This window comes from Streptomyces sp. NPDC048606 (assembly GCF_040650855.1).
GTDB lineage: Bacteria > Actinomycetota > Actinomycetes > Streptomycetales > Streptomycetaceae > Streptomyces.
Genome location: NZ_JBEZIB010000031.1, coordinates 1 through 21,527 on the forward strand (window position 1 = coordinate 1; position 21,527 = coordinate 21,527).

Sequence of the window (21,527 nt, forward strand, 5' to 3'; positions counted from 1 at the left end):
GTGACCTGTTGGAGTTGCTCGTGCAGGACGCGGAGCCGGTGGTCGGTCAGCCGGCCGACGGCCGTCTCGGGGTCGGCGGCGTAGATCCCGGCGCGTCGTTCCCGGGCCGGGCCGGTCGTCGTGCCCGCCCGTGCTCAGGCCAGACCCAGCGCGAAGACCGTGAAGCCGACCGCCAGCAGACCCGCCGCGGCCCGCCGGACCGCCGAAGGACGCCGCCCCGGCCGCGCCGGATGCTCGAACCGCCGGGTGTGGCGGGCCAGGAGCACCAGCAGCCCCGCGAACACCGGCAGCCACGCCAACCGCGCCCCCAGCCACAGGAACGTCTCGGGCGCCGTCGTCAGGCCCGCCACCTCGCCCGCGAACGAGGCCGGTACGGCCGCGGCGAGCATCGCGCTCTGGTGCCAGCACAGGATCGTCATCGCCGACAGGTTCACCACCACCACCGGAGCCCACAGCGCCGGTCGGGCCAGCAGCGCGCCCAGACGGTCCCGCAGCAGGATCGCCGCCCCCGACTGGGCCGCGGCCAGCGCCAACACCAGCAGCGACGGCGGGTGCGAGTTGGTCCGCGCCTCGCCCGGCACGCCGACCATCGACGCCGGGTAGTGGAACACCAGCAGCAGCGCCGCGAAGAGCACCGACCCGCCCACCAGCAGCAGCCACGCCCCGCGCCGCCCGATCCGCCGCTCGCCCCAGTCCACGCCCAGCTGGTACGCGAACAGCCACCCCGGCAGGACGTTCAGCAGGGACAGCCACGACGGGACCCCGCCGGCCAGGGGGCCGTAGCGCAGGAAGTCCACCACCGCGACCGAGGCGAGCAGCGGAGCCGCCGCCCAACCGCCCAACCGGCGCGAGGCCCGCACGCAGTACGGGGTCAGCGCCGTCACCACCACGTACACCCCGACGAACCACAACGGCTGGACCACCAGCTTCGCCCCGGTCCGCAACGTCGCCTCGGGCACCCCCGCCGCGTACAGCACGGGAGCCGCCAGCGCCCACACCGCCGTCACCCCGAGCACCGGACGCCCCAGCCGGACCACGCGCCCCTTCAGCCAGGCCCCCGTCGATCCGGAACGCCGCCGGTAGGACAACACCGACGCGTGGCCGCCGACCAGGAAGAAGACGCCGAGCATCTGCAACAGCCAGCTCGCCGGGGCGAGCCCGCCGAAGGTCGACAACGGACTGGCGTTGTGCAGCCTGCCCTCGGCGTCGAGCGTGAAACCGCCCAGCATCCAGTGCCCGAGCGGTACGGCGACCAGCGCGAGCGCGCGCAGCCCGTCGAGGGCCCGGTCGCGGTGCGCGGGGGTCTTGCGGTCGATGCGCTCGGCGCCCGCGCGCAGTCGGGTCAGGGTGCTCATCGGACCTCGCCCCCCTCACCCTTCGCGATCGCGGCGAACGCCCCGAGGGACCGGGTGCCGGGCGTGAAGTAGCCGGTGTGGCCCGCGACGTCGGAGGCGGGCACCCGGCGCGCGCCGAAGGCGGCGGAGGTCGGGTCGGCGCCGTGGCCGAGCCCGGCGAACCGTACGTTCGGGACGTCCGCGATCCAGTCGGAGGGGCCGCGGGCCGCCCAGACCCGGGCGCGGGTGTCCAGCCCGGCCGCGCTGCGTGCCCGCATCCCGGGGGAGCCGAACACGACGAGGTCGGTGGCGTCGAGGTGCCGGGCCGCGAGCCCGCAGACCACCGAGCCGTAGCTGTGGCAGAACAGGACCGGATCGGGGGCGCCGACCGCGTCGAGCCCGGCCGTGAACCGGGCCAGTCGCACCGCGCCCGCCTCGGCCAGCCGGCCGGTCGCCGCGTCCACCCCGACCCCCACCGGGGTGGTGTACCCCGTCCACGCCACGACGGCCGTCCCCTCGCCGGCCGCGGCCAGCAACGAGCGGGCCATCCCGGCCGGACCGGTGTGCGGCGCCCGCGCGGCGTCGTGCGTCCCCGCGTCGTTGTCCGAACCCGGCACGATCACCGACACGTGCGCGGCGCGCTCCAGGTCGCCGAAGACCTCCGCCACCTGACCGCGCCCGCGCGGGTCGAAGGCGAGGATCCGCCGTCCCGGAGCGGCGAGCGAGGCGTAGCGCGCCTCCCCCGTGGCGAGGACGGCGATCCGGTTGGCCTCGTACCGCAGGGCGAGGGGAGCACCGTCCAGATTGCCCACCACCGAGGGGTGCGCCAGGAGCAGCTCCCGCCGGGCCGCCGCGTCCAGACCGGCGAAGAACCGGGCCACCTCGTGCGGGTCCGCCCGCTCCGGATCGGGCAGCGCCCGCCCGGCCTGCGTCGCCGCCCGCCAGGCGGCGGCCCCCGGCGGCGGCCCCGTGACCGGTTGCTGCGCGTTCCCCGAGGCCCAGCCCGCCGTCCCCGCCACGACGGCCACCGCCAGCGCGGCCGTGACCATCGTCCTCCCGAAGCGGCGCATGCCCCTTCCCCTCTCCTCGTGACCCGTCCCGTGACGAGGAGGAAGGTAGGAAGAAGGCACCCGCCGGCACGTCGCACCGGGGAGCCAACCCGCATGTCATACCCCGGTAGGGGGTGGAGGAGACGGCGCCCTTTCTCCGGGGTGTCCATGGACCGTCCCCCGTCCGTCCCCCGCCACCCCTGAAGCCCTCCGCCGGGTGGCGGGTGCTCTTTGCGGTGTCTCTGCCCTTGACCGGTCTGTGGGATGAGCCGGTGGGGGGCATCGAGCCAGGTGCGGTGTTCGCCGTCGGCGGTGATGGTCAGGCCGAACCGGCCGGGGCCTGGCTTGCCGGCGAGGTTCCACCACCGGTACGCGGCTTCCACCTCGCTCCACAGGCCTCGGGGCCCGTACTCCCACACCATGAACCGATCCTTGCTGCGGCCGTCCCAGTCGATGGCCGCCCACGCGGCTGCGTCGGTGGTCGCGAGCCACAGCCGGGAGGTGACGCCTTCCACGTCGGGGTTGTCGTGCCAGGTCCACCACACGTCGCCGAGCTGGAGCCCGATTGCGAACTGTGCGGCCCAGTCGTCTCCCGCGACCGCCCACGGGGACAGGGCCGCGGACGACTGCAAGGGGACCCGGAGTCGCGCTGATCTTCGCGATCAGCGCATCCAAGTCCGACCCAGCTCCTCCAGCTCGCCACGCGCCTCGTTCGACAGCGTGGAGATCGCGCCCGACTCTTGTCAGGCGTCGCCTTCAGCGCCTGCTGTACCGCAAGCAGCTCCGCCACCCACGCATCCATGCCCGCCGTCTGAACAAGGATGGGACACCTTCTCGGGGACCAGCCCCGCCTCGTCGGCCAGGTTCGGTCTGCTCGGCGGTCAGACCGAACCCCTGTGCCGTCGAGATCGCCGACTCCCGAGCCGTCGCCGTCTGCTTCCCGCCCCGCTTCGTCCCGCCGCTCCCGCACCTGTGCGAACGGAGACGGGACGTCTACCAACGCAAGGACGGCCAAGGTGTCGCGGGTGGTGCCGTAGACGCGGGCGCGGAACTCCGGATGATCCGCGTCCACGACCTTCGGCACTCGACCGCCACCCTGCTCCTGGAACAAGGCGTCGATCTCGTCGTCATCAAAAAAATTCCTCGGACACGCTCACATCGGAGTCACCGCCAGCGTCTACGCCCACGTCTGACTCCGCCCCCAACGCCACGCCATCGACGCCTCGGGTGCTGCCCTCGGCCAGACCAACGGCCACCCAGACGTTTCGCCCACCAAAGCGTCCGTCCGCTGACGTTGCCGTCGAGTACACCGAAGCCCTGCCAGAAAGCGTCTGGCAGGGCCTCATACGTGTTGGTGTCATCCGTTGAAGTTAGGCCGCCACAAAAGAAGACTCAGATGGAACCCCCTAATTCGACCCGGGATCTGTATCAGGAGACAGGAATTCAAGGGAAGACAGTAGATCTTCTCCAAGCGCCAATCGGCAGGCGATCTCCTCATACCTCACCCAAGCGGAATGATCCACTGGAATAAAATTGGCGACATGAATCCTCAAGAGGAGTCGAAAAGCAAGGTCGGCGGAGGCGGATCGCGCGCAAGTATCGAGCGCATCGCGTAGTTCGGATACCTCGGACCCGAAGTATCTGTGAAATTCACCAGGGACCTGCAGAGGGGTTTTTGTGATGACCTCGCACACCTCATTCGCTACGGCCTGGGAAGACCACGCAGTGTCAACTTCCAGAGGCGCGCAGCCATATATCGCTTTCCATCGCCGACAAGCCCTGCCGATGCGACCCAGAAGGATGCGGCCCGTCTCGTCACCTTGGAAGCGATAATTCCATGAAGTCGACATCGAGAAAAGCATCTCGATCCTGCCATCACTCAAGGAAGAACCAGTCAGTTCGGCGACGTCACGCTCAAGCGCAGCCGCCTCCTTCTGCTGCGCCTCATCGGCGACCAGCGCTTCCCCTACGGAGAGGTAGGAGTAGACAACTTCCTCGACTCCTCCCGTATGAATCCAGTCCTCATGAAATAGGGCAGCCAATCCCGACAAGCCGAAGTCGAAACTAGTGAACCTTTCCATCGCATTCCTCACTTCGGATAAAGCGTCGAGACATAGAAACCACCTGGATGCCCTTTGGCGCGTGTCAACTGTATGAAGTAGCCGTTTCCTGTAGCAGCACTGGACCCATCCGCATAGAACGTAGTGCCCAGAGAATTATTGGCACCAAATCTACCAGAGAAGGTCAACTGCTGCTGTGATCCCCGCAACCATTTATTGATGCGGGTCTGATTGAAAGCTACGGCGTAGTCCGCAACCTGTTGCGCGGCCTGGTGATCGATGAACACACTGTTCTTTCCACCCGGCTTGCTCGCAGCCAGGGAGATTGCTCTGGCGTCCGATATCCCGACGTGTTCGTCAAGAGTGTGAGCCACCCCGGGGAAGCTATTTCCAGCCGTTGTGAGGCACGAGGAGTTGTGAACGAGGACCGGCGTGGCCCCCGCCAGCACATAGTACGTGTGGAGGTCGGCGACGGTGAGGTTGTACGTTGTCGCGGACTGCGTAAACGGCCGATTGTTCGAGATCCTGACGACTTGCCCCTGCTCGGTGACAAGGGTGTTTCCAGCCGCTAGCTCGCTGGCATCAACCCATTCGCCGGCGGAAGGAGACCAGAACGGGTGCCCGCTGGTGGCGGTCAGGTGTTCGATCCCCTCGCCTGTCTCCAGAGTGAGCTCGTTGAGTTGTTTTTCTCCGTCCTGTTGGAACAGGGCTGTCACTGTGGAGGCGCGAGTTTCTCCGGTTTGAGGGTCGGTAGAAAGTACCTGGTCGCCTGTCTCGATATCCTCGATTTTCTTGGTGGAGCCATCTGCCATTTTTACGAGCGTGCCGGCGAGGAAGCAGTTTCCACCCCTTCCGGCGAGGCCGGGCCTCTGGACTCCTCCGGTTTTTCCGTGTCCCCATAGTTCAGCGGCGAATCCGGTGAACTGATAGACGTCTCCTTGGGTATTGACGCCTTGTTCGTCCATCCATCGGTCGTAGTCGCCGCCGTAATCGCATCCGGGCATGCCCGGACCGCCGTCTCCCCAGCAGTCTTCGTCTCCGACCGCCGCTCCGAAGAGTGATGACGCATGGACGACGCTACTGATGGCGCCGTAGAACACCTGATCAACTGCAGTGGAGGTCGAGTAGTCGGGTTTGGGGGGAGCCGGGGGCGGTGGGGCTTTGTACGTGGTCCGGTTTTTGAGTGTGACGCCTGACCCGTTATTTCGGCCCTTCTCCGTCAGCCAGCGGTCGGTCGGACGAACTCCAGGCCCACGGTTGCCGCTGATGTGCTGGGTTCTGGCAAGCTGCGCCCCGCTGTCGTGCCGGTATTCGATTTCCTTGGTGTTGCCGAAGGTTATGGTCCCCTTTGAGCCGCAGTTGTAGAGCGTTCCGCATTCCTCGCTGCGTAGACCGCTGGGGTCGGAACCCATGATGGGGTTGCCTGCGGAGTAGGTGTACCCGTTCATCTGGAGCGGGTCGGTCATGTCGATGATCGGGTCGGCGGAGATGAACCGGCCTGTGGTGGCTTCGTATTCGCGTGCGCCAATGTGGGTGAGGCCGGTGTTGGTGTCGTCGATTCCACTTCCGAGGAAGCCGCGGTTGCCGGGCCAGTTTCCGGGTTGAGCTCCGCGGGGATTTCCGTAGGGGTCGGTTTTGCGGCGGGTGACGGTTTGACCGCCGGCGAGGTCGATGGTGGTGGTGGCGGTGCCGTGGTGGTCGGAGAGCTGGTAGCTGAGCTGGTGATTGTCCGGCTTGCCTCCAGTGCGGCGTACGGTGGTGCCGCCGGGTCCGCTGTAGTAGCGGACGGCGTCCAATGCCAGGCCCGCCTTGTTCACCGTGATCTCGGTGTCACCGAGGTGGAGGGTGCGGCTGCTTCCTGTCTCCTCGATGAGGCGGTTGCCGCCGGCGTCGTAGACGTACGTGCTGTTGTTGTCGAAGCCGAACTGTTGGGGACCGGTCGAGTTGCAGGACCAGAGCTGGAGGTCACTGCCGTCGGCGGCGTTGTTGGGTACATCCACACACTGATTGGTGGCGGGGTTGTTCAGGGACTTGTCGCCGATGCGGTAGACGAACTTCTGCTTGTCGCTGCCGTCGCAGGTGGCCAGCACAAGCTTGGACCCGCTGGTGGTGAGGCACTTGTCCAAGGCTCGGACTGTGTTGCCGGTGAGACGCCACTGCTGGGCTCGGGACTCGTTGCAGGGGTAGATCTGGACGGGGGTGCCGTCTGTGGTGCCACCGCCTTCGACATCGACGCACTTACCGGAGGCTCCGGTGAGTGACACGGCGCCGATGCCGGGGCTGGTGGCGGAGGTGAGTTTGTTCCGGCGGTCCCAGTTCAGGGTCTGGGTGTCCCCGTCGATGCGCCGAGTCTTGGTGTTGCCTGCGGCGTCGTAGGTGTAGTCGGCGACCCAGGTTCCACTCATCCCCGGGTTGCGGGTGGTCTTCTCGGTCTTCGCCAAGGCGTGAGGCTTGATGGTGACGGGTGGTTGGGTTCCGTTGCCGCTGATGGTGACGCCGTACGTGTAGACGGTGTCGTCGTCGAAGGAACTGTTGGTCAGGTCCTTGTTGACGAGTTTGGTGCGGTTACCGACAGCGTCGAACTGGTATTCCTGCCAGAACCCGTCGCCGTCAGGGCCAGCCGTGACATCCGCGAGGCTGGGACCTGCGCAGGCAGAGGTTTTGCCGGTCCAGGCTTTGGTCAGTTGCCCCATCGGGTCGTACGCGAAGCACTGACGATCTTCCCGCCCTCCGGGCTGGCTGTCCGTGATGGCGGTGATGTTGCCGGAGGGGTCGTAGGTGTAGGAGATGTCGCTGATCCGGTTAGGGCCGGTCTCGCGGTCATTGATCCGGTTGACGACCTGTCCGGTGTTCGGGTTGTACTGGGTGGTGGTCCACACTCGGTTCGGAGCGTTTCCCGAGGCTGTGCGCAGGACTTCGCCGAAGGGGCTGTACTTGACGTCGGCGGTGTACCAGGCGAGTCCGGACAGGCTCTGGGGCATGCCGTCCGCGTTGTATCGGGTGATCAGTTTTTCGGCGGCCAGGCCGCCGGGGGTGGCCGGGACGGTACTGGACTGCACCTTGCCCGTGGGTGTGTAGGTGACGCCGGAGGTGTAGGTGCCGGCGAGGCCCTTGGTCGCGGGTGCGTCCGGGATGGTGATCTTGGACCCTGTGGGTCTGTACTCGGCGTCGTAGCCGGTGATCTCGCTCTTGTAGGCAGCTCCTGCCTCGTATCGGTTCGAGGCGACGGGCTGGCCCTTCGCGCCCGGTAGGGAGTCGAAGGTCCAGGAGGCCACCAGGGGGCCGTCGGCCGCGTCGTCTCGGAGTTCCGTGATGCGTCCGAGGGAGTCGTAGGTCGTGTGCTGGGTGCGACCGCTGGCGTCCTGAGCCCAGATCTGCTGGTCGAGGTCGTTGAATCCGAACGAGGCGTTGCCCATGTCCGGGTCGCTGGAGCTGGTCTTGTGGCCGCGGGCGTCGTACCCGTATGTCCACTGGTTCCCTGCGGGGTCGGTGACCTTGGCCAGGTTGCCGCGCATGTCGTAGGAGTAGGTGGTCTTGTTGGACGTGGTGAGGTCGGTTGCGGTGTAGTGGCGGACCTCGGTCGGGCGGTTGAAGGCGTCCGTCCAGCTCTCGACGGCTCTGCTGCCCTTGAGCGGAGTGGTTCCGTCAGGGGACATGCCGGTGCGTGTGCGGGTCCAGTCGCCGCCGTACTCGGTGGAGACCGAGCTCTGCGCGACATCCGCGTGCAGGGTGGTGGCGCGGACTACCCGTCCCAGTCCGTCGTAGGCCGTTTCAGTGGAGTTCGGAACGTGGAAGACGCTTTCCGGGACGAAGATCTTCTTCTCGGGTGCGCTTTCCGCGTAGTAGCTGCCGGTGCTGCGGCGCACCGTGCCGTTCGCGCTGTGGATCGTGTCGGTGATCAAGCGGCCGCCACCGACCGCTTCGCCCTGGGTCTGACGGGGGCGCAGCAGTCCGTCGTAAATCGTGATGCTGGTGTCGTAGGTGCCGTCGTCCTGGAGGGTTTTACTGGTGACGGCCGGTGGCTCGTGCTCGGAGATCTGGTAGCTGAAGGTCGCGGCTGCCTTGTCCGTCGCCGGCTTTTGGGCGGGGCTCCAGACGGCGGTGGTGCGACCGAGGTTGTCGTACGCCGTTGTGGCTTTGCGGCCGTTGGCGTCTGTTGCTTCGATTGCGAGACCGCGGGAAGGGTCGACCTTGACCGTCGAGGCGTGTCCCAGAGCGTTGGTTTTCGTCGTGGAGAACGCGGGGCCGGTTGTGGGTGCGAAGACGGTGGTGGACGCGTTGCCTGCTGCGTTGGTCACCTTCACGGCGCGGCCGAGCGCATCGTATTCGGTGCGGGCGCTGGTCACCCAGCCTGTGCCCGCGCTGTCGAGGGAATCGGCTTGGTAGGGCAACCCCTTCGTCGGAGCCGCGCCGAAGGCGTTCAAGGCGTCGTATGAGGTGCGAGAGTCGGCCAGCGCGATGCCGGTCGAGGACTGCCCGCAGTCTCCGCGGGTCTTGCGAACCCGGTTGGGGAGGCCGATCAGGTTCTTGGCGGGGTTGTGGACGTAGCTGGTGGTCGTGCAGTTCTGCTCGACGGTGCTCCACTGCGAGCCGCTGCCGGTCAGCACTTCAGCCTGCTCTGTGAGGGGCAGACCGTTGGAACTGTCGTAGGTACTGCGGGTGCGGAGCATGCGGGACTTGCCACCGCTGATGCTCTGGATCTGCTCCGAGCGGTCGGTGCCGCGTCTGAAGGCTTCGAGGGGGGTGGTGCCGTCTCGAGGTCGAGTGGCGGTCTTCTGGCTCCAGGGCCAGTTCAAAGTCCGGGAGACGACACTGCCACCCGCCTTGCTGTACGTGATCGACTCGGCTGTGACCCCTTGGTACTGGGCAAGGTCCTCTCCTAGGTCCTCGCTGTTGGTGGAGTCCTTGACCGTGACCTTGGGCCTGCCGGCGTCACCGGACATGCCGCGGAAGTAGCGGGTGCGTGTCTGAGCCTGCTCAGTGGCATCGGATTTGCCCGTGTTGGCGGTCACGCCCGTGCCGGTCACCACAGTGGCGTAGCCACGCCACTGGCTGTAGGTGCGCAGCTCGGGCTTGGTGAACTCGTCGGTGTCCTTGGCCCAAGCGGCGTCTCCCTCGTAGCTGTAGGTCGTGCTGACGTCCGGCTGTCGGGCGACTCGGTCCTTCTCCGTGACCTTCTCGACGACGTACTTGTTGAACCACTCCAGGTTCGGCTTTTCCACCTCCTTGTCCGGGGACCAGTGGACGGGGTAACAGCGGGTTGTGTTCTCTTCAGGTTTGGGATGAGTGTTGCCGACGGGACATGGCGCAGAGTAGTCGACGTGTGTCTCACCACCCGTCTCGGTACGGATGGTCTCCACGCGAAGGCGATCGAAGTCGGGCGTGGCATCGGTGGCACCGGCCGCCACACGGTTGGGCATGTCCTTGACGTTCGCTATGAAGGACACGGGGGGCAGCGCGGTGGCTTCCTGGTTTCCGGGACTTCCCTTGGGGGCTCCGTAGCCTGTGCGGGTGATGGACTCCAGCCACAGCGGCGGGTGGGTGTCGGTGCGCTGCCGGGGGAATGACTGCGTCAGATCCCAGCGGTCCACCCGAGACAGGGCGGTGGAGCCCTCTGTGCGCTGGCCGTGGGTGGTAACGGAGGTCAGGCGCTTACGCGTCCAGAAGGTCGGTGACGCGCTGTAGCAGTCCTTCGCACCCACCTTGCAGTGCAGGGTCGAGGGGGTGTCCCACCAAGGCTGTTTGTCACCGTAGTTGTTTCCTTCGAATTCCGCGTCTGAGCACTGCGTGGTGCCTTCCTTGACGCAGCGTTCGGCGACGGTGAAATCGACTCGCCCGGCCGGGGGACCGGAGAGGTTGTCGTTGCGCAGTCCGTAGGTGATCTGGGTGGGGTACCCGGCACGGGCATAGGTGACCGCTTCCTTGAACTTGGAGTTCTTGGCGTAGCGGTTGGTCTCCTTGGCCCAGTCGATGATCATGGCGTTGCCATGGATGTCCTCGACGTAGTCCAGGTTCCAGCGCCACCCCTGGTCGCAGGACGAGGCCGCGTAGGACGACTGGTGGCAAGGCTCACCGGCATGGTTTCCGAAGACCGGGACGGTGAGGACCGAGTTGGTAACGGGTCGGGAGCCAGCACCGTCGAGGTCGTGGCGGCCGAAGAAGTAGCGTGTCCCATCACGAGTGGTGACAATCCAGTACTCGCCGTCCTTGGCGCCGTTGGGCACGCTCGCATCCGTCTTGCGCTCGATGCGCGAGCCGTCGTCGGAGGCGGAGATCCACTGGCCGGTCGTCACGTCGTGAACCAGTGCGGTCGTGGAGCCTCCCATGGACATGACGACGTTGTCGCCTGCCCAGCAGAGGTCGTCCTTCTTCTTGTCTGTGGCGTTGTCGTTGTTCGGTTTGCTCGGGTTCGCCTTCAGATCCTCAGAGCAGGATCGGTATCGGCGTTCGATGAATCCGGGCTCGTAGTCCCAACCGTCACCGATCCAGGAGGCCTGCCCGTTGGCCACCGACATCTTGCCGTCGACGGCCTGAGAGGAATACGAGAACTCGATCTTTGGCGATGGCCCGGCCGGCGGCCCAGGGATAGTCAGGGGGTACGACCAGGAGAAGCCGCCGCCGCTTCCGCCCGCGGTCCAGGAACCGGACGGGGACAGGGGCGTCGCCTTGTACGTACCGCCCGCGCCCGACGCGCCGTCCGAGGCGGCCAGGACCATCGGGCCGCCTCCTCCGACGGCCATGGTGCGCAGGCCCTGGCCGGGTGCGGTGGCCGGGTCGACGGTGGCGCGGACGGTGCCGGTGGCGGGGTCGTTGGTGCTGGGGACGTCCTTGGAGACGGTGCACTCGGGAAGGTTGGGCGTCTCCAGGAAACAGGCGGGGAGTTGCTTGAGTTCCAGGCGGGTGGCCCACTCGGTGCCGTAGAGGTCCTTGAACTGCTTGTAGTCCAGCTGGACGTCGACCGGTGTCGCGGCGGCGTCGGCGGGCGGGGTGACCTTGATCAGGGCGCCGTCGACGTTCGCGGCCTCGGTCACCGCACGGTTCTCGACCCCGACCGTCCACGTGCCCGAGGGTTCCGGCGGGGTCGGGTTCTCCGGGGTCGGCGAGGCCTTGCCGATGCTGACGGGCAGGGTGCCTGCCTGCTTGAGCTGGTCACCGGCCAGCGGTACGGGGACGCTGCCGGCGGCCGGCGGGGTGACCTTCGTCGGTTCGTACTCCGGCGGCGACTGGACGGGAGCGCCGGCCCAGCCTTCGAGCTTGGCCGCCTCGACCTTGTCGAGCTTGGCCTTCATGTCCTGCTGGAGACCGGGCAGTTGTACGCCGTCCCGGGAGCCGGGCGGCGCCGCCCAGGCCTGGATGGGCAGGAGTGATGCGATCAGCGCCACCGAGATGGTGACACCGGTACGCCCGGCGAGGCGCGCGCGTTTCTCGCGCGACCTTCTGTTTCCGGGCAGGCGGAAATGATGCGCCGAGAACGGCGACATGTGGACCCCCCACGCTCTGCCCACGGTGATGACACACGTGTGGCAGGGAACTGACAAATAGTGCGCTGATTCTGCGGCCTACGGCGGGCGAAATCCAGAGTCCGCTATCCGCTGTGGAATTTATCACTTACCGTCTGCATAGGCTATGACAAAGGGCTCAAAACGGGCTGATGTTGTGTGTTGCCGCAGGTGACGCTTACCACGTGATGCGTCATGATCTGCTCGCACATTCCATGCGCGAACACCGGTCGGGGAGCCGGTCCTTCGTGCTGCCCGCCTATCGGGCTCATTTGCCTGCGAACACCCAGGGGTGGCGAAAAACCGCACCCGAGGGGGGAGAAATCATCGTGTCCGAAAATGAATCCTCGGAAGAGCATTCACAACCATCCTTCGAAAAAGAGCCAGTTGGCGGGAAAAGCGTTCCGCGTCGGTGGTACCGGCGGCGCCGCGCCCTGGGGGGCGTTGCGGCACTGCTCGCGGTGGCGGTCGCCGTGCCGGTGGCCCTCACTCACGACGACCGTCGTACGTCGGCCGGGGAGCGTCCCGTACCCAAGGCCGATGCGGCCCAGGGCCCGGTGGACGCCACCGAGGCACGCAGGCAGGCGAAGGAAACCGGGCGGGAGGTCGAGGTGACCTCGGAGGCGAGCGCGCACACCACCACTTGGGCGCAGCCGAACGGTGTGTTCAAGTTGCGGGTGTCGAGCGTGGCGACCCGGGCGAAGGTCGGCGATCAGTGGAAGCCGATCGACACCACCCTGGAGCGGGTGGAGGGTGGTTTCGCTCCGAAGGCCGTGAACGGGCGCGTGGTGTTCAGCGCGGGCACCCAGGCGCAGTCTGCCGCCGCCGGTGGGGGCGGGGAGCGGGCCTCGCGTGGTGTCTCCCGCGTCTCGCTGGTGCAACCAGCCGCGGTGAAGGCGGATGGTCCGGTACCGCAGTGGAGTGACCTCGTGCGGCTGAATCTGGACGGTCACGAGCTTGTGGTGGGTTGGCCCGGGCCGCTGCCCGCGCCGGTGATTTCCGGCCCGCGGGCCCTGTACGAGAACGTCCGCCCCGGCATCGACCTGGTGATGACCGCTCAGGACGGCGGCTACACGCACGTCCTGGTGGTCAAGGACAAGCAGGCGGCCTCCGATCCGCTGCTCGGCCGGTTGGACTACCGGCTCTCCTCTCCGGACCTGACCTTCCACCTCGACGGGGAGTCCCGTTCCGTCAGTGCCCGCGACGCGAAGGGCGAGGAGGTCGCCGGTTCCCCGACTCCGTACATGTGGGACTCGGCGGGCAAGGTCGCCGTCACGGAGGGCGAGGCACAAGCTAAGCCGGCGCCCGAGGCGAAGGACCACCCCACGCTGGCGCTGCCCGGTCTCAACGGGGCCGAGGGCAACCACGCGAAGGCCGCCGGGGCCGAGTTGTCTGCCGAGAACGTCCTGACCGTCAAGCCGAACACGCAGCTGCTGGAGGACGCGGACACCGTCTACCCCGTCTTCATCGACCCCTCCTTCAAGGGACACAAGCAGAACTGGACCACCCTCTACAAGACGGAGGCCGGCTCCAGCTTCTGGAACGGGCAGAACTACAACAGCGGCTCCGGCACCCCCGAGGCCCGCGTCGGCTACGAGACCACCACGTACGGCACCTCGCGGTCGGCGTTCATCTTCGACTTCGGCAGCCAGATCCACGGCACCCAGATCCGCTCGGCGCACCTGCGTGCCCTGCAGACGTACAACTGGGGCTGTGAGGCGCGGCCGTTCGACGTCTACCACACTCCGTTGATCACCAGTTCCAGCACGTGGAACAACACCGGCGGCTTCTGGGGCAAGCGGATCGCCGGCGCCACCACCAATCACGGCTCCAAGAGCGCCTGCCCCGACGCCTGGGTCGGCATCGACATCAAGTCCACCGTCGAGGAGGGCGCCCGCGGCGCCTGGCAGAACCTGACCCTGGGCTTTCGCTCCCCCAACGAGAGCGACCCCAGCTACTGGAAGAAGTTCCAGGCCAACGGCGAGAGCGCCCCGTACATCGAGGTCGAGTACAACAAGGCCCCCGACGAGCCCACCCTGGCCGGCATGGACACCGTCCCCGGTGGCCTGTGCGTGACCGACGCCCCGTTCAACAAGGTCGGCAAGTCCGACGTCATGTTCGAGGTCCAGGGCCGCGACGGCGACGGCAACCTGCGCGCCGTCCAGATGCGCATGTGGCGCGTACGGGACGGCAAGGTCCTCTTCGACCAGGAGGTCACCCCCGACAGCTACGGCGTCGCCCGCACCACCCTGAAGTGGGAGCTGTTCACGGCGAACGACGCCTACTCGTGGGCGGCCGTCAGCATCGACCACGACGGCGCCCGCTCACCCGAGGGCCCTGCCGGCACCGACAAGCCCTGCACCTTCACCGTCGACCACACCCAGCCCACCGCGCCGACCATCCGCTCCGAGGACTTCCCGGCGCCCGGCCCGGACGGCGCCGAGTGGAGCAAGAACACCCTCGGCCCCGGCAAGATCACCGTCATCGCGGGCGGCACCAACCCGGCCGACATCCGCGAGTTCCAGTGGTCGCTGAACCACCCCGTCTACGACCAGAAGGCCGTCCCCGCCGCAGGCCAGGACACCGTCACCGTCGACGTGAACCCCGACAACGCGGGCCCGAACATCTTCTACGTCCGCATCGTCAACAAGGCCGGCAATGTCTCGGTCCCCTTCACCTACACCTTCTACGTCCGCCCCCGCCCCGGCCTCGACGGCGCCGGCGACGTCACCGGAGACGGCAAGGCCGACATCCTCGCCGTCGACGGCGCCGGCGACCTGCGCGTCTACCCCGCCGACGCCGTCGGCGACGTCGACGCCTGGATGCCCGCCGCCACCGACAACGGCAAGCCCGCCCCGGCCGGCTACTTCAAGGACGCCAACGGTCGCAGCGCCCTCATCTCGCACTCCACCGACTGGTACCCCGGTGACGGCATCACCGACCTGATCGCCCGCATGCCCGACGGCAAGCTGTACGTCTACCAGGGCGACGGCAACGGCCGCTTCGACATCAGCCGCCGCACCGAGGTCCTCCTGCCCGCCGGCGCCCCGGATCCGGCGACGTTCACCCAGATCGTCGTCGTCCAGGACGTCAACGGCGACAACTCCGAGGAGCTCTTCGCCACCGCCGGCGACGCCCTGTGGGTCCTCACCGGCTACAGCGGTGCCACCATCACCGAAGCCCGACAGCTCTCCGCCACCAGCTGGACCTCGCGCGACATCGTCAACGTCCGTGACATCAGCGGCGACGGAGTACCCGACCTCCTCTTCCGCGACGACTCCAGCCCCGAACGCGGCCTGGCCCTGCGCCGCGGCAAGCCCGGCGCCAACGGCGGCGTCGACCTCAACTCCATCGCCCTCGCCGTCAACTCCGCCGATGGCAAGGACCTCACCTACGCCACCACCGGCTGGGACAGCGCCACCTGGCCCCTCCTGCGCGGCACCCCCGACGTCAACAACGACGGCATCCCCGACCTGTACCTGACCCGCAACGACGGCACCCTGCACCTCTACCACGGAGGCCGCAGCACCATCGCCAACGGCTGGCGCGTCGAGGAAGACGACTGGAAGACCTTCCGCACCATCGGATGACCACCACTCCACAAGGCGTTGCCCGGCCCCGAACCAGCGGGGCCGGGCAACGTCGTTTGTCGGGCACGGTCCGCGGACCGTGGTGGTGACGTACGCGAACCGGAACCCGCTCAGGCCGGCTTGCGCCACACGGAGATGTGCTTGGCGCTGTCCTGGGTGAACGGGGAGCCGTCCCAGTCCGCGACGCGACGTTCCGGTTCGAGTCCGGCGAGCCGCGCCATCAGGTCGAGTTCGGCCGGCCAGGCGTAGCGGTGCCGGGAGTTCTCGCGGCGGTAGCGGCCGTCGTCGCCGTCGCGCGTGAAGTGGTGCGAGACGAGCACCTGCTCGACGAGGTCGAAGGTGTCGAAGCCGAGATGCCGCTCGGAGACGTCGAACGGCACCGCGACCTGGCCGGGCGGCAGGAGCCGCAGCGGCGGCACGCCCAGCTCGACGACGAACCGGCCGCCGGGCTCCAGATGCCGTGCGGCGTTGCGGAAACACTCGACCTGCTCGTCCTGCGTGAGCAGGTTCGTGATCGTGTTGTAGACGAGGTAGACCAGGCTGAAGGCGCCGGGAACCGCGGTGGTGGCCATGTCCCCGATGACCACCGGGAGGACGCCTTCGTCGACCTTGCGCCGCAGCACCGCCGCCATGTGCTCGGACAGTTCGATGCCCACCACCGGCACGCCGCGTTTCCGGAGCGGGATTCCCACCCGTCCCGTTCCGATGGCGAACTCCAGCGCCCGGCCGTCTCCGGCGAGCGCGGTGAGGAAGTCGAGGGTCGGTCCGAGAACGGCGGCCGAGGAGGCCTCGGCCTCCTCGGCGTCGTAGCGGTCGGCGGTCGCGCGGGTCCACAGTTCACTGCTCGTCACGGGTGGACACTGTGCCCGGTCCCGAGCCCGCTGTCGACGCAATTCGGGTGCTCCCCGACCTCCGGCCGGCGAACCGGGCGGTGGCGGTGGCGGTGGCGGTGCGTCAGGGGGTGTCGCCCGGGCGGACCAGGCCCGCCTCGTACGCGAAGATCACCGCCTGTGCCCGGTCGCGCAGGTCCAGCTTGCCCAGCACCCGGCCGATGTGCGTCTTCACCGTCTGCTCCGCCAGCACCAGGTGGGCGGCGATCTCCTGGTTCGACAGGCCGCGCGCGATCAGTTCGAGGACCTCGGTCTCGCGGGGCGTCAGCCCGTTCAGGCGCAGCGAGGGGTCCTTGCGCGGCGCCGGACGCTGCCGTACGAAGTCCGCGATCAGCCGGCGGGTCACCGACGGGGCCAGCAGCGCCTCGCCGGACGCGACGATCCGCACGGCGGCGATCAGGTCGGCCGGCGGGGCGTCCTTGAGGAGGAAGCCCGAGGCGCCGGCGCGCAGCGCCTCGTAGACGTAGTCGTCGATGTCGAAGGTGGTCAGCATCAGCACCTTCGGCCGGTGCACCACCCCCGGCGGCGGGTCGAGCAGCTCGCGCGCCGCCGAGAGGCCGTCGAGCTCGGGCATCCGTACGTCCATCAACACCACGTCCGGGTGCGCGGTCCGCGAGACCCGCACCCCCTCGCGGCCGTCGGGGGCCTCGCCCACCACGTCGATGTCCGGCTGCGCCGACAGCAGGGCGGCGAACCCCGCCCGCACCATGGCCTGGTCGTCGACGATGATCACGCGGATGGTCAACTCGGTTCCTCGCTCGGGTCGGTGTGCGGGCCAGGGGCCCCGGCGGCCGCGTCCAGGGGCAGTCGGGCCGCCACCCGGAAGCCGCCGTCGGGCAGCGGGCCGGTGTCCAGCGTCCCGCCGGTCAACCGTACGCGTTCGCGCATGCCCACCAGACCGTGCCCGGTCCCCGAGGCCTCCAACGCCACCACCTCGTCCCGCGCGGGTCCGTTGACCACCAGCACGAGGACCTCCGCCTCCTCGACGGAACGCGTCACCGACACCCGCGTCCGCGCCCCCGGCGCGTGGCGCACCACGTTCGCCAGCGCCTCCTGCACGATCCGGTACGCCGACAGGTCCACGGCCGGGGGCACCCCGTCCGCGACCCCCGCCGCCAGGGACGACTCCACCGGCAGCCCCGCCCGTACGGTCGCCTCCACCAGTTGCTGGATCCGGTCGATGCCCGGCTGCGGGGCCCGTTCGCCCGATCCGCCGTCCGCGCCGTCGGACCCGTCGCCGCGCAGCACCGTCAGCAGCCGCCTCATCTCCGCCAGGGACTCGCGCGCGCTCGCCGCGATGGCCGCGAACTCCTCTCGCACCGGCTCCTCCATGCCCGGCAGCCGGTACGGCGCGGAGTCGGCCTGCACCGTGATCACGGACATGTGGTGCGCCACGACGTCGTGCAACTCCCGGGCGATGCGCGCCCGTTCCTCCAGCAGGGTGCGCCGCGCCCGTTCCGCCTCGCTGATGCCGCGCTGCTCGACGACGCGCTGGCGGGCGTCGCCCAGGCCCCGCAGCGCCCCCGTCACCGCCAGGAGCGCGCCGCTCAGCACGAACAGCAGCGCCACGGTGTTGGTCACCCCGGCGGGCTGGAAGAAGCCGAGGACCACGCCGACGGCGCCGGTGGCGAGCCACACCCGCACGAGGGTGCCGATGGACTCGCGCAGCCCCAGACAGATCATCAGCACCTGGTAGCCGACGACCACCATCGGGGTCCACGGCCAGGCGTGGTCGGCCGTCCGGTCCGCGCCGGTCAGCAGCACCGCCCCGAGCACGTCGGCGCCGAGCACCATCGCCCAGGCCGGCACGGGCCGGGTGACGGCCAGCAGCAGCGGCACCGTCTGGGCCACGCCCAGGGCGCCGGCCCAGCCGCCGCCCAGGCCGTAGTCGTCGGTCAGCACCGCGATCGTGACCGGCAGCAGCGTCACGACGAAGAGGGCGACCACCGCGAACGGCAGCAGCCGCTGCCACCGCTTCGGAGCCCGGGCCAACAGCGGCTCCCCGGGCCGGCCGGGCGAGCGCAGCGCGATGGCGAGCTGGGCGAGGGTCCCGGGGCGCTCCGAGGCCTTCGAGCGCTCCGGCCCGGTCCGCCCCTTCGGCCCCTTCGGTCGCTTCAGCCGCCCGGTCCGGTCCGCCGCCCGGGCCTCGCCGGGCTCGTCGGGCCCGTCGGAGGCGGGCGCCGCGCGGGACAGACGCGCCCGCAGGGAGGTACGGGTCCGGGAGGCACGCGCTTTCAGGCTCATGATCGGTCCAGCCTATGCGCCGGACGCCCGTTCGCGGCGGACGGATAGGCTGCACGCGGTCGATCAGGGGGAGCGGGTACGCATGGGCGGGGCGGCGGCACTCGAAAAGCTGGTGCCGGTCCTGTTGGCGTTCGGCGGCGGCGTCCTGCTCGCCCGCCGCAAGGCCGTCCCGGCCGAGGCCTCCAAGGCCTTCGCCGACTACGCCTTCCTCTTCGCCGTCCCCTGCTACCTCTTCGGCAACATCTACACCGCCGACCTCGGCGCCCTCTTCGACTGGCGCGCCGTCGGCGGCTACGCGGTCGCCGCCGGCCTCGCCGTGCTCCTGGTGGCCCTCGGCGCCGCCGCCCACGGGGTGCGCGACCCCCGGGCCGTCGCCCTGCGGGTGATGGCGGGCGTCCAGGTGAACACCGCCTACTTCGCCGTTCCCGTCTTCATCACCGTCTTCGGCACGGCCGCCCCGATCTTCCCGATCCTGCTGTTCCAGGTCTGCGTCCTGTCCCTCGTCGTCATCGCCGTGATGGAACTGGGCCGTGCCGACCCCGCCCCGGGCAGGCCCGCCGCCCGCCTCGGCCGGGCCCTGCGCTCCTCCCTCGCCACCCCGCTCGTCCTCGCCTGCAACGCGGGCATCCTGCTCAACCTCCTGACGGTGCCCGTCCCGTCGGTGGCGCTCGACGCCGCCGCCTTCGTCGGCGACAGCGCCTCGCCCGTCGCCCTGTTCGCCCTCGGGCTGCACCTCGGCGCCGTGGGTCTGCGCCTGCGGGGAACCAGCCGCGAGGAGATGGCCCTGATCGCCTTCAAGTGCGTGGCCTTCCCGCTGTTGGCCTGGGCCGTGTGCGGGCCCCTGCTCGGCGTCCGGGGCCACTGGCTCGCCTACCTCGTCCTGATCGCGGCCATGCCGACCCCGCAGAACCTGTTCGTCTTCGCCCAGCGCTACGACGTCGGCGTCGACCTCTCCGCGTCGATCGTGATCAAGAGTTCGCTGGTGTCCCTCCTGCTGCTCCCGCTGTGGTTGCAGACCGTGGCGGCGTGAGCCCGCGCGCGCACGCCCGCGGACGGCGTGCCGATTCACGGCCCCGGCTCGTTCCTCCGGCGGGCTCCGCTCGTTGACCGGGTCATGGAGCTGCTGCCGACCATCGCGGCGCCGGGCGTCGCCGAACGGGCCGACGCCTCGGCCGACGCCGCCTGCCACCTCTACGACGCCGTCGTCCCCTGGGGCGGCGGTCGCCCCGGCGGGTGGAGCCGTACCGCCGCCGAGGACGCCGCCGAGTCGATCGAGACCACCGCGCACGCCCTCGCCCACATCCACCCCCGCGCCGAGGTCATCCTCGCCCCCGTCCACGCGGCGCTGGCCGACCTGCGCCGCCAGCTGGAGCTGTCGCCGCCCGACCCGCTGACCGTCGACGAACTCCCCACGACCCCGCGCACGGTGGGCAACCCGCGCCGCACCCGCTGGGTGCGCGTGCTCACCCCACCCGCGCCCCGGCGACCGCAGCCTGATACAGCTTCCTGACCTCGGCCCCGAAGTAGGAGCTGTACGAGGTGTCCGGCGTCGGCCCGCCGGTCTTCCAGCCCCCGATGACGCCGACGACGTCCCCCGTCCCGCGCTTCGCGTCGTAGCGGACCAGGAAGGGCCCGCCGCTGGTGCCGCCCGGGTAGCCGGTGCAGTTGATGCGCAGGAACGATCCGGGGCTCTTCACGTCCTTGCTGGTGAACTTGGTCGTCCGGTTCACGCAGATCCGGGGACGGGCCGCGGAGGACGGGTATCCGATCAGGGTGACTTGCGGGTGCGCGAACGTCGCCCCGGTGACGAGCCGGTTGCCGCCGACGACCTTCTCGACGGCCTTGCCGGCGGAGTTCGGGCCGACCCGCGCGAACGCCACGTCCAGGGTGGCCGCCTTCTCGGCCCCCTGGGTGCGGTACCGCTGGTGGATCCACACCCTGGAGCGGCCGGCGGCGTCGCGCAGCACCGGGAAGAGGCCGTAGGGCTGGGGTTTGGCCCGCGTGTAGCGCGGTACGAAGGCGATCTGACGGGTGTTCGAGCCCAGGAGGCAGTGCGCGGCGCTGATCACCAGGTCGCGGCCGGCGGAGGACACCACGCTCGCGGTGCAGAAGTAGGCGCCGGATCCCTTCATCACGAACATCCGGCCGACGGCCGGGACCCCGCCGAAGTCGCGACCGGTGCCCGCGGACGCGGGGAGCGCCGGCGGGCGTACCGGTCGGGGGGCGGGCGACGGGATGCCGGGAGGGGTGGGAGCCGTGCCGGGCGCCGGCGGGGCCGTCGGGGGAGCCGGGACGCCGGGGACCGTGGGCCCGGCGTGGGGCGCGGGGCTCGCGGGGAGGGGCGCGAGGGGGGCGGCGTCGGTGGGCGGCGTCGTGAGCGGGGGCACGGCGGCCGGCCCGGTGCCGGGGCCCGTGCCGGGGGTCGGGGCGGCGGCCGGGGTCGGCGACGACCGCGGTCCGGCCGCCGGGTCCGGCGCCGGTTCCGCCGCAGGGGCTGCCGCCGCGTCCGTGGCGGGCGACGGGGCGGCCTCCGGGAGGGCCCCCGCGGCCGGGTCCGTGGCAGCGGCGGGATCCGCGGCGGGGACGGCGTCGGGTCCCGCGTCCGGTGCGGCCTCCGGGAGGGGCCCCGCTTGCGGGTCCGCCGCCGGTACGGGCACCGACGCGGGGGGCGGCGGGTCGGGGAGCGGGATCGCGGCGGCCATCCGCTCCGGCGTCCAGAACGCGGCGGCATCCCGCGCGGTCCAGTGCTCGACGGCCGCCTCCGCACCGCTCGCCCGCGCGACGGGCAGGGAGCCGCCCGGCAGCAGCAGCGCGGTGGCGGCCACGGCGGCCGCCACCATCGACGTGGGTCGCATGTCTGG

General features: G+C 69.5%; 11 protein-coding genes and 1 pseudogene. 4 read left to right on the forward strand and 8 right to left on the reverse strand.

Features of this window, described 5'->3' with window-relative positions:
* Positions 1-134: 134 nt before the first annotated feature.
* Both AB0D01_RS28740 and AB0D01_RS28745 read right to left on the reverse strand, forming a co-directional pair.
* Positions 135-1,355, reverse strand: a complete 1,221-nt coding sequence (locus tag AB0D01_RS28740) for an acyltransferase (RefSeq protein WP_363060225.1) — start codon at positions 1,353-1,355, stop codon at positions 135-137.
* Positions 1,352-2,404 carry an alpha/beta hydrolase gene (locus tag AB0D01_RS28745; RefSeq protein ID WP_363060227.1) on the reverse strand — a complete coding sequence of 351 codons (1,053 nt, stop codon included), beginning with the start codon at positions 2,402-2,404 and terminating at the stop codon, positions 1,352-1,354. Before AB0D01_RS28745 ends, AB0D01_RS28740 begins: the two co-directional genes overlap by 4 nt.
* Before the next feature lie 1,030 nt (positions 2,405-3,434).
* Between AB0D01_RS28745 and AB0D01_RS28750 the strand changes: the two are divergent.
* A pseudogene (locus tag AB0D01_RS28750) lies at positions 3,435-3,675 on the forward strand (tyrosine-type recombinase/integrase); the annotation flags it as partial.
* Between the two features lie 114 nt (positions 3,676-3,789).
* Here AB0D01_RS28750 and AB0D01_RS28755 read toward each other — a convergent pair.
* Both AB0D01_RS28755 and AB0D01_RS28760 read right to left on the reverse strand, forming a co-directional pair.
* Positions 3,790-4,464, reverse strand: a complete 675-nt coding sequence (locus AB0D01_RS28755) for a hypothetical protein (RefSeq protein ID WP_363060229.1) — start codon at positions 4,462-4,464, stop codon at positions 3,790-3,792.
* A gap of 8 nt (positions 4,465-4,472) precedes the next feature.
* Positions 4,473-11,924 (reverse strand): polymorphic toxin-type HINT domain-containing protein, encoded by a 7,452-nt coding sequence (locus AB0D01_RS28760; protein ID WP_363060231.1) that lies wholly within the window; start codon positions 11,922-11,924, stop codon positions 4,473-4,475.
* A 479-nt stretch (positions 11,925-12,403) separates the two neighbouring features.
* Between AB0D01_RS28760 and AB0D01_RS28765 the strand changes: the two genes are divergently transcribed.
* Entirely contained in the window at positions 12,404-15,532 is a 3,129-nt protein-coding gene (locus AB0D01_RS28765) for an FG-GAP-like repeat-containing protein (RefSeq protein ID WP_363060233.1), read from the forward strand.
* A 110-nt stretch (positions 15,533-15,642) separates the two neighbouring features.
* Here AB0D01_RS28765 and AB0D01_RS28770 read toward each other — a convergent pair whose 3' ends face one another.
* The 3 genes from AB0D01_RS28770 to AB0D01_RS28780 form a co-directional block, all read right to left on the reverse strand.
* Positions 15,643-16,383 (reverse strand): class I SAM-dependent methyltransferase, encoded by a 741-nt coding sequence (locus AB0D01_RS28770; protein ID WP_363060235.1) that lies wholly within the window; start codon positions 16,381-16,383, stop codon positions 15,643-15,645.
* A 103-nt stretch (positions 16,384-16,486) separates the two neighbouring features.
* On the reverse strand, positions 16,487-17,167 hold the full coding sequence (locus AB0D01_RS28775) for a response regulator transcription factor (protein WP_363060237.1): 681 nt from the start codon (positions 17,165-17,167) through the stop codon (positions 16,487-16,489).
* Positions 17,164-18,666, reverse strand: a complete 1,503-nt coding sequence (locus tag AB0D01_RS28780; RefSeq protein WP_363060239.1) for a sensor histidine kinase — start codon at positions 18,664-18,666, stop codon at positions 17,164-17,166. Before AB0D01_RS28780 ends, AB0D01_RS28775 begins: the two co-directional genes overlap by 4 nt.
* 82 nt (positions 18,667-18,748) lie before the next feature.
* Between AB0D01_RS28780 and AB0D01_RS28785 the strand changes: the two genes are divergently transcribed.
* Complete coding sequence (locus AB0D01_RS28785; RefSeq protein WP_363060241.1) at positions 18,749-19,696, forward strand: AEC family transporter; 948 nt, start codon at positions 18,749-18,751, stop codon at positions 19,694-19,696.
* Between the two features lie 84 nt (positions 19,697-19,780).
* On the forward strand, positions 19,781-20,176 hold the full coding sequence (locus AB0D01_RS28790; protein WP_363060243.1) for a hypothetical protein: 396 nt from the start codon (positions 19,781-19,783) through the stop codon (positions 20,174-20,176).
* Here AB0D01_RS28790 and AB0D01_RS28795 read toward each other — a convergent pair.
* A complete protein-coding gene (locus AB0D01_RS28795) occupies positions 20,130-21,521 on the reverse strand; it encodes a hypothetical protein (protein WP_363060245.1) in 1,392 nt (463 codons plus the stop codon). The two genes, AB0D01_RS28790 and AB0D01_RS28795, sit on opposite strands and share 47 nt — an antisense overlap.
* Between the last annotated feature and the right edge of the window lie 6 nt (positions 21,522-21,527).

Coding starts and splice junctions, on each gene's coding strand:
- AB0D01_RS28740 (WP_363060225.1), bottom strand. CDS start 1,355: ATGAGCACCCTGACCCGACTGCGCGCGGGCGCCGAGCGCATCGACCGC.
- AB0D01_RS28745 (WP_363060227.1), bottom strand. CDS start 2,404: ATGCGCCGCTTCGGGAGGACGATGGTCACGGCCGCGCTGGCGGTGGCC.
- AB0D01_RS28755 (WP_363060229.1), bottom strand. CDS start 4,464: ATGGAAAGGTTCACTAGTTTCGACTTCGGCTTGTCGGGATTGGCTGCC.
- AB0D01_RS28760 (WP_363060231.1), bottom strand. CDS start 11,924: ATGTCGCCGTTCTCGGCGCATCATTTCCGCCTGCCCGGAAACAGAAGG.
- AB0D01_RS28780 (WP_363060239.1), bottom strand. CDS start 18,666: ATGAGCCTGAAAGCGCGTGCCTCCCGGACCCGTACCTCCCTGCGGGCG.
- AB0D01_RS28785 (WP_363060241.1), top strand. CDS start 18,749: ATGGGCGGGGCGGCGGCACTCGAAAAGCTGGTGCCGGTCCTGTTGGCG.
- AB0D01_RS28790 (WP_363060243.1), top strand. CDS start 19,781: ATGGAGCTGCTGCCGACCATCGCGGCGCCGGGCGTCGCCGAACGGGCC.
- AB0D01_RS28795 (WP_363060245.1), bottom strand. CDS start 21,521: ATGCGACCCACGTCGATGGTGGCGGCCGCCGTGGCCGCCACCGCGCTG.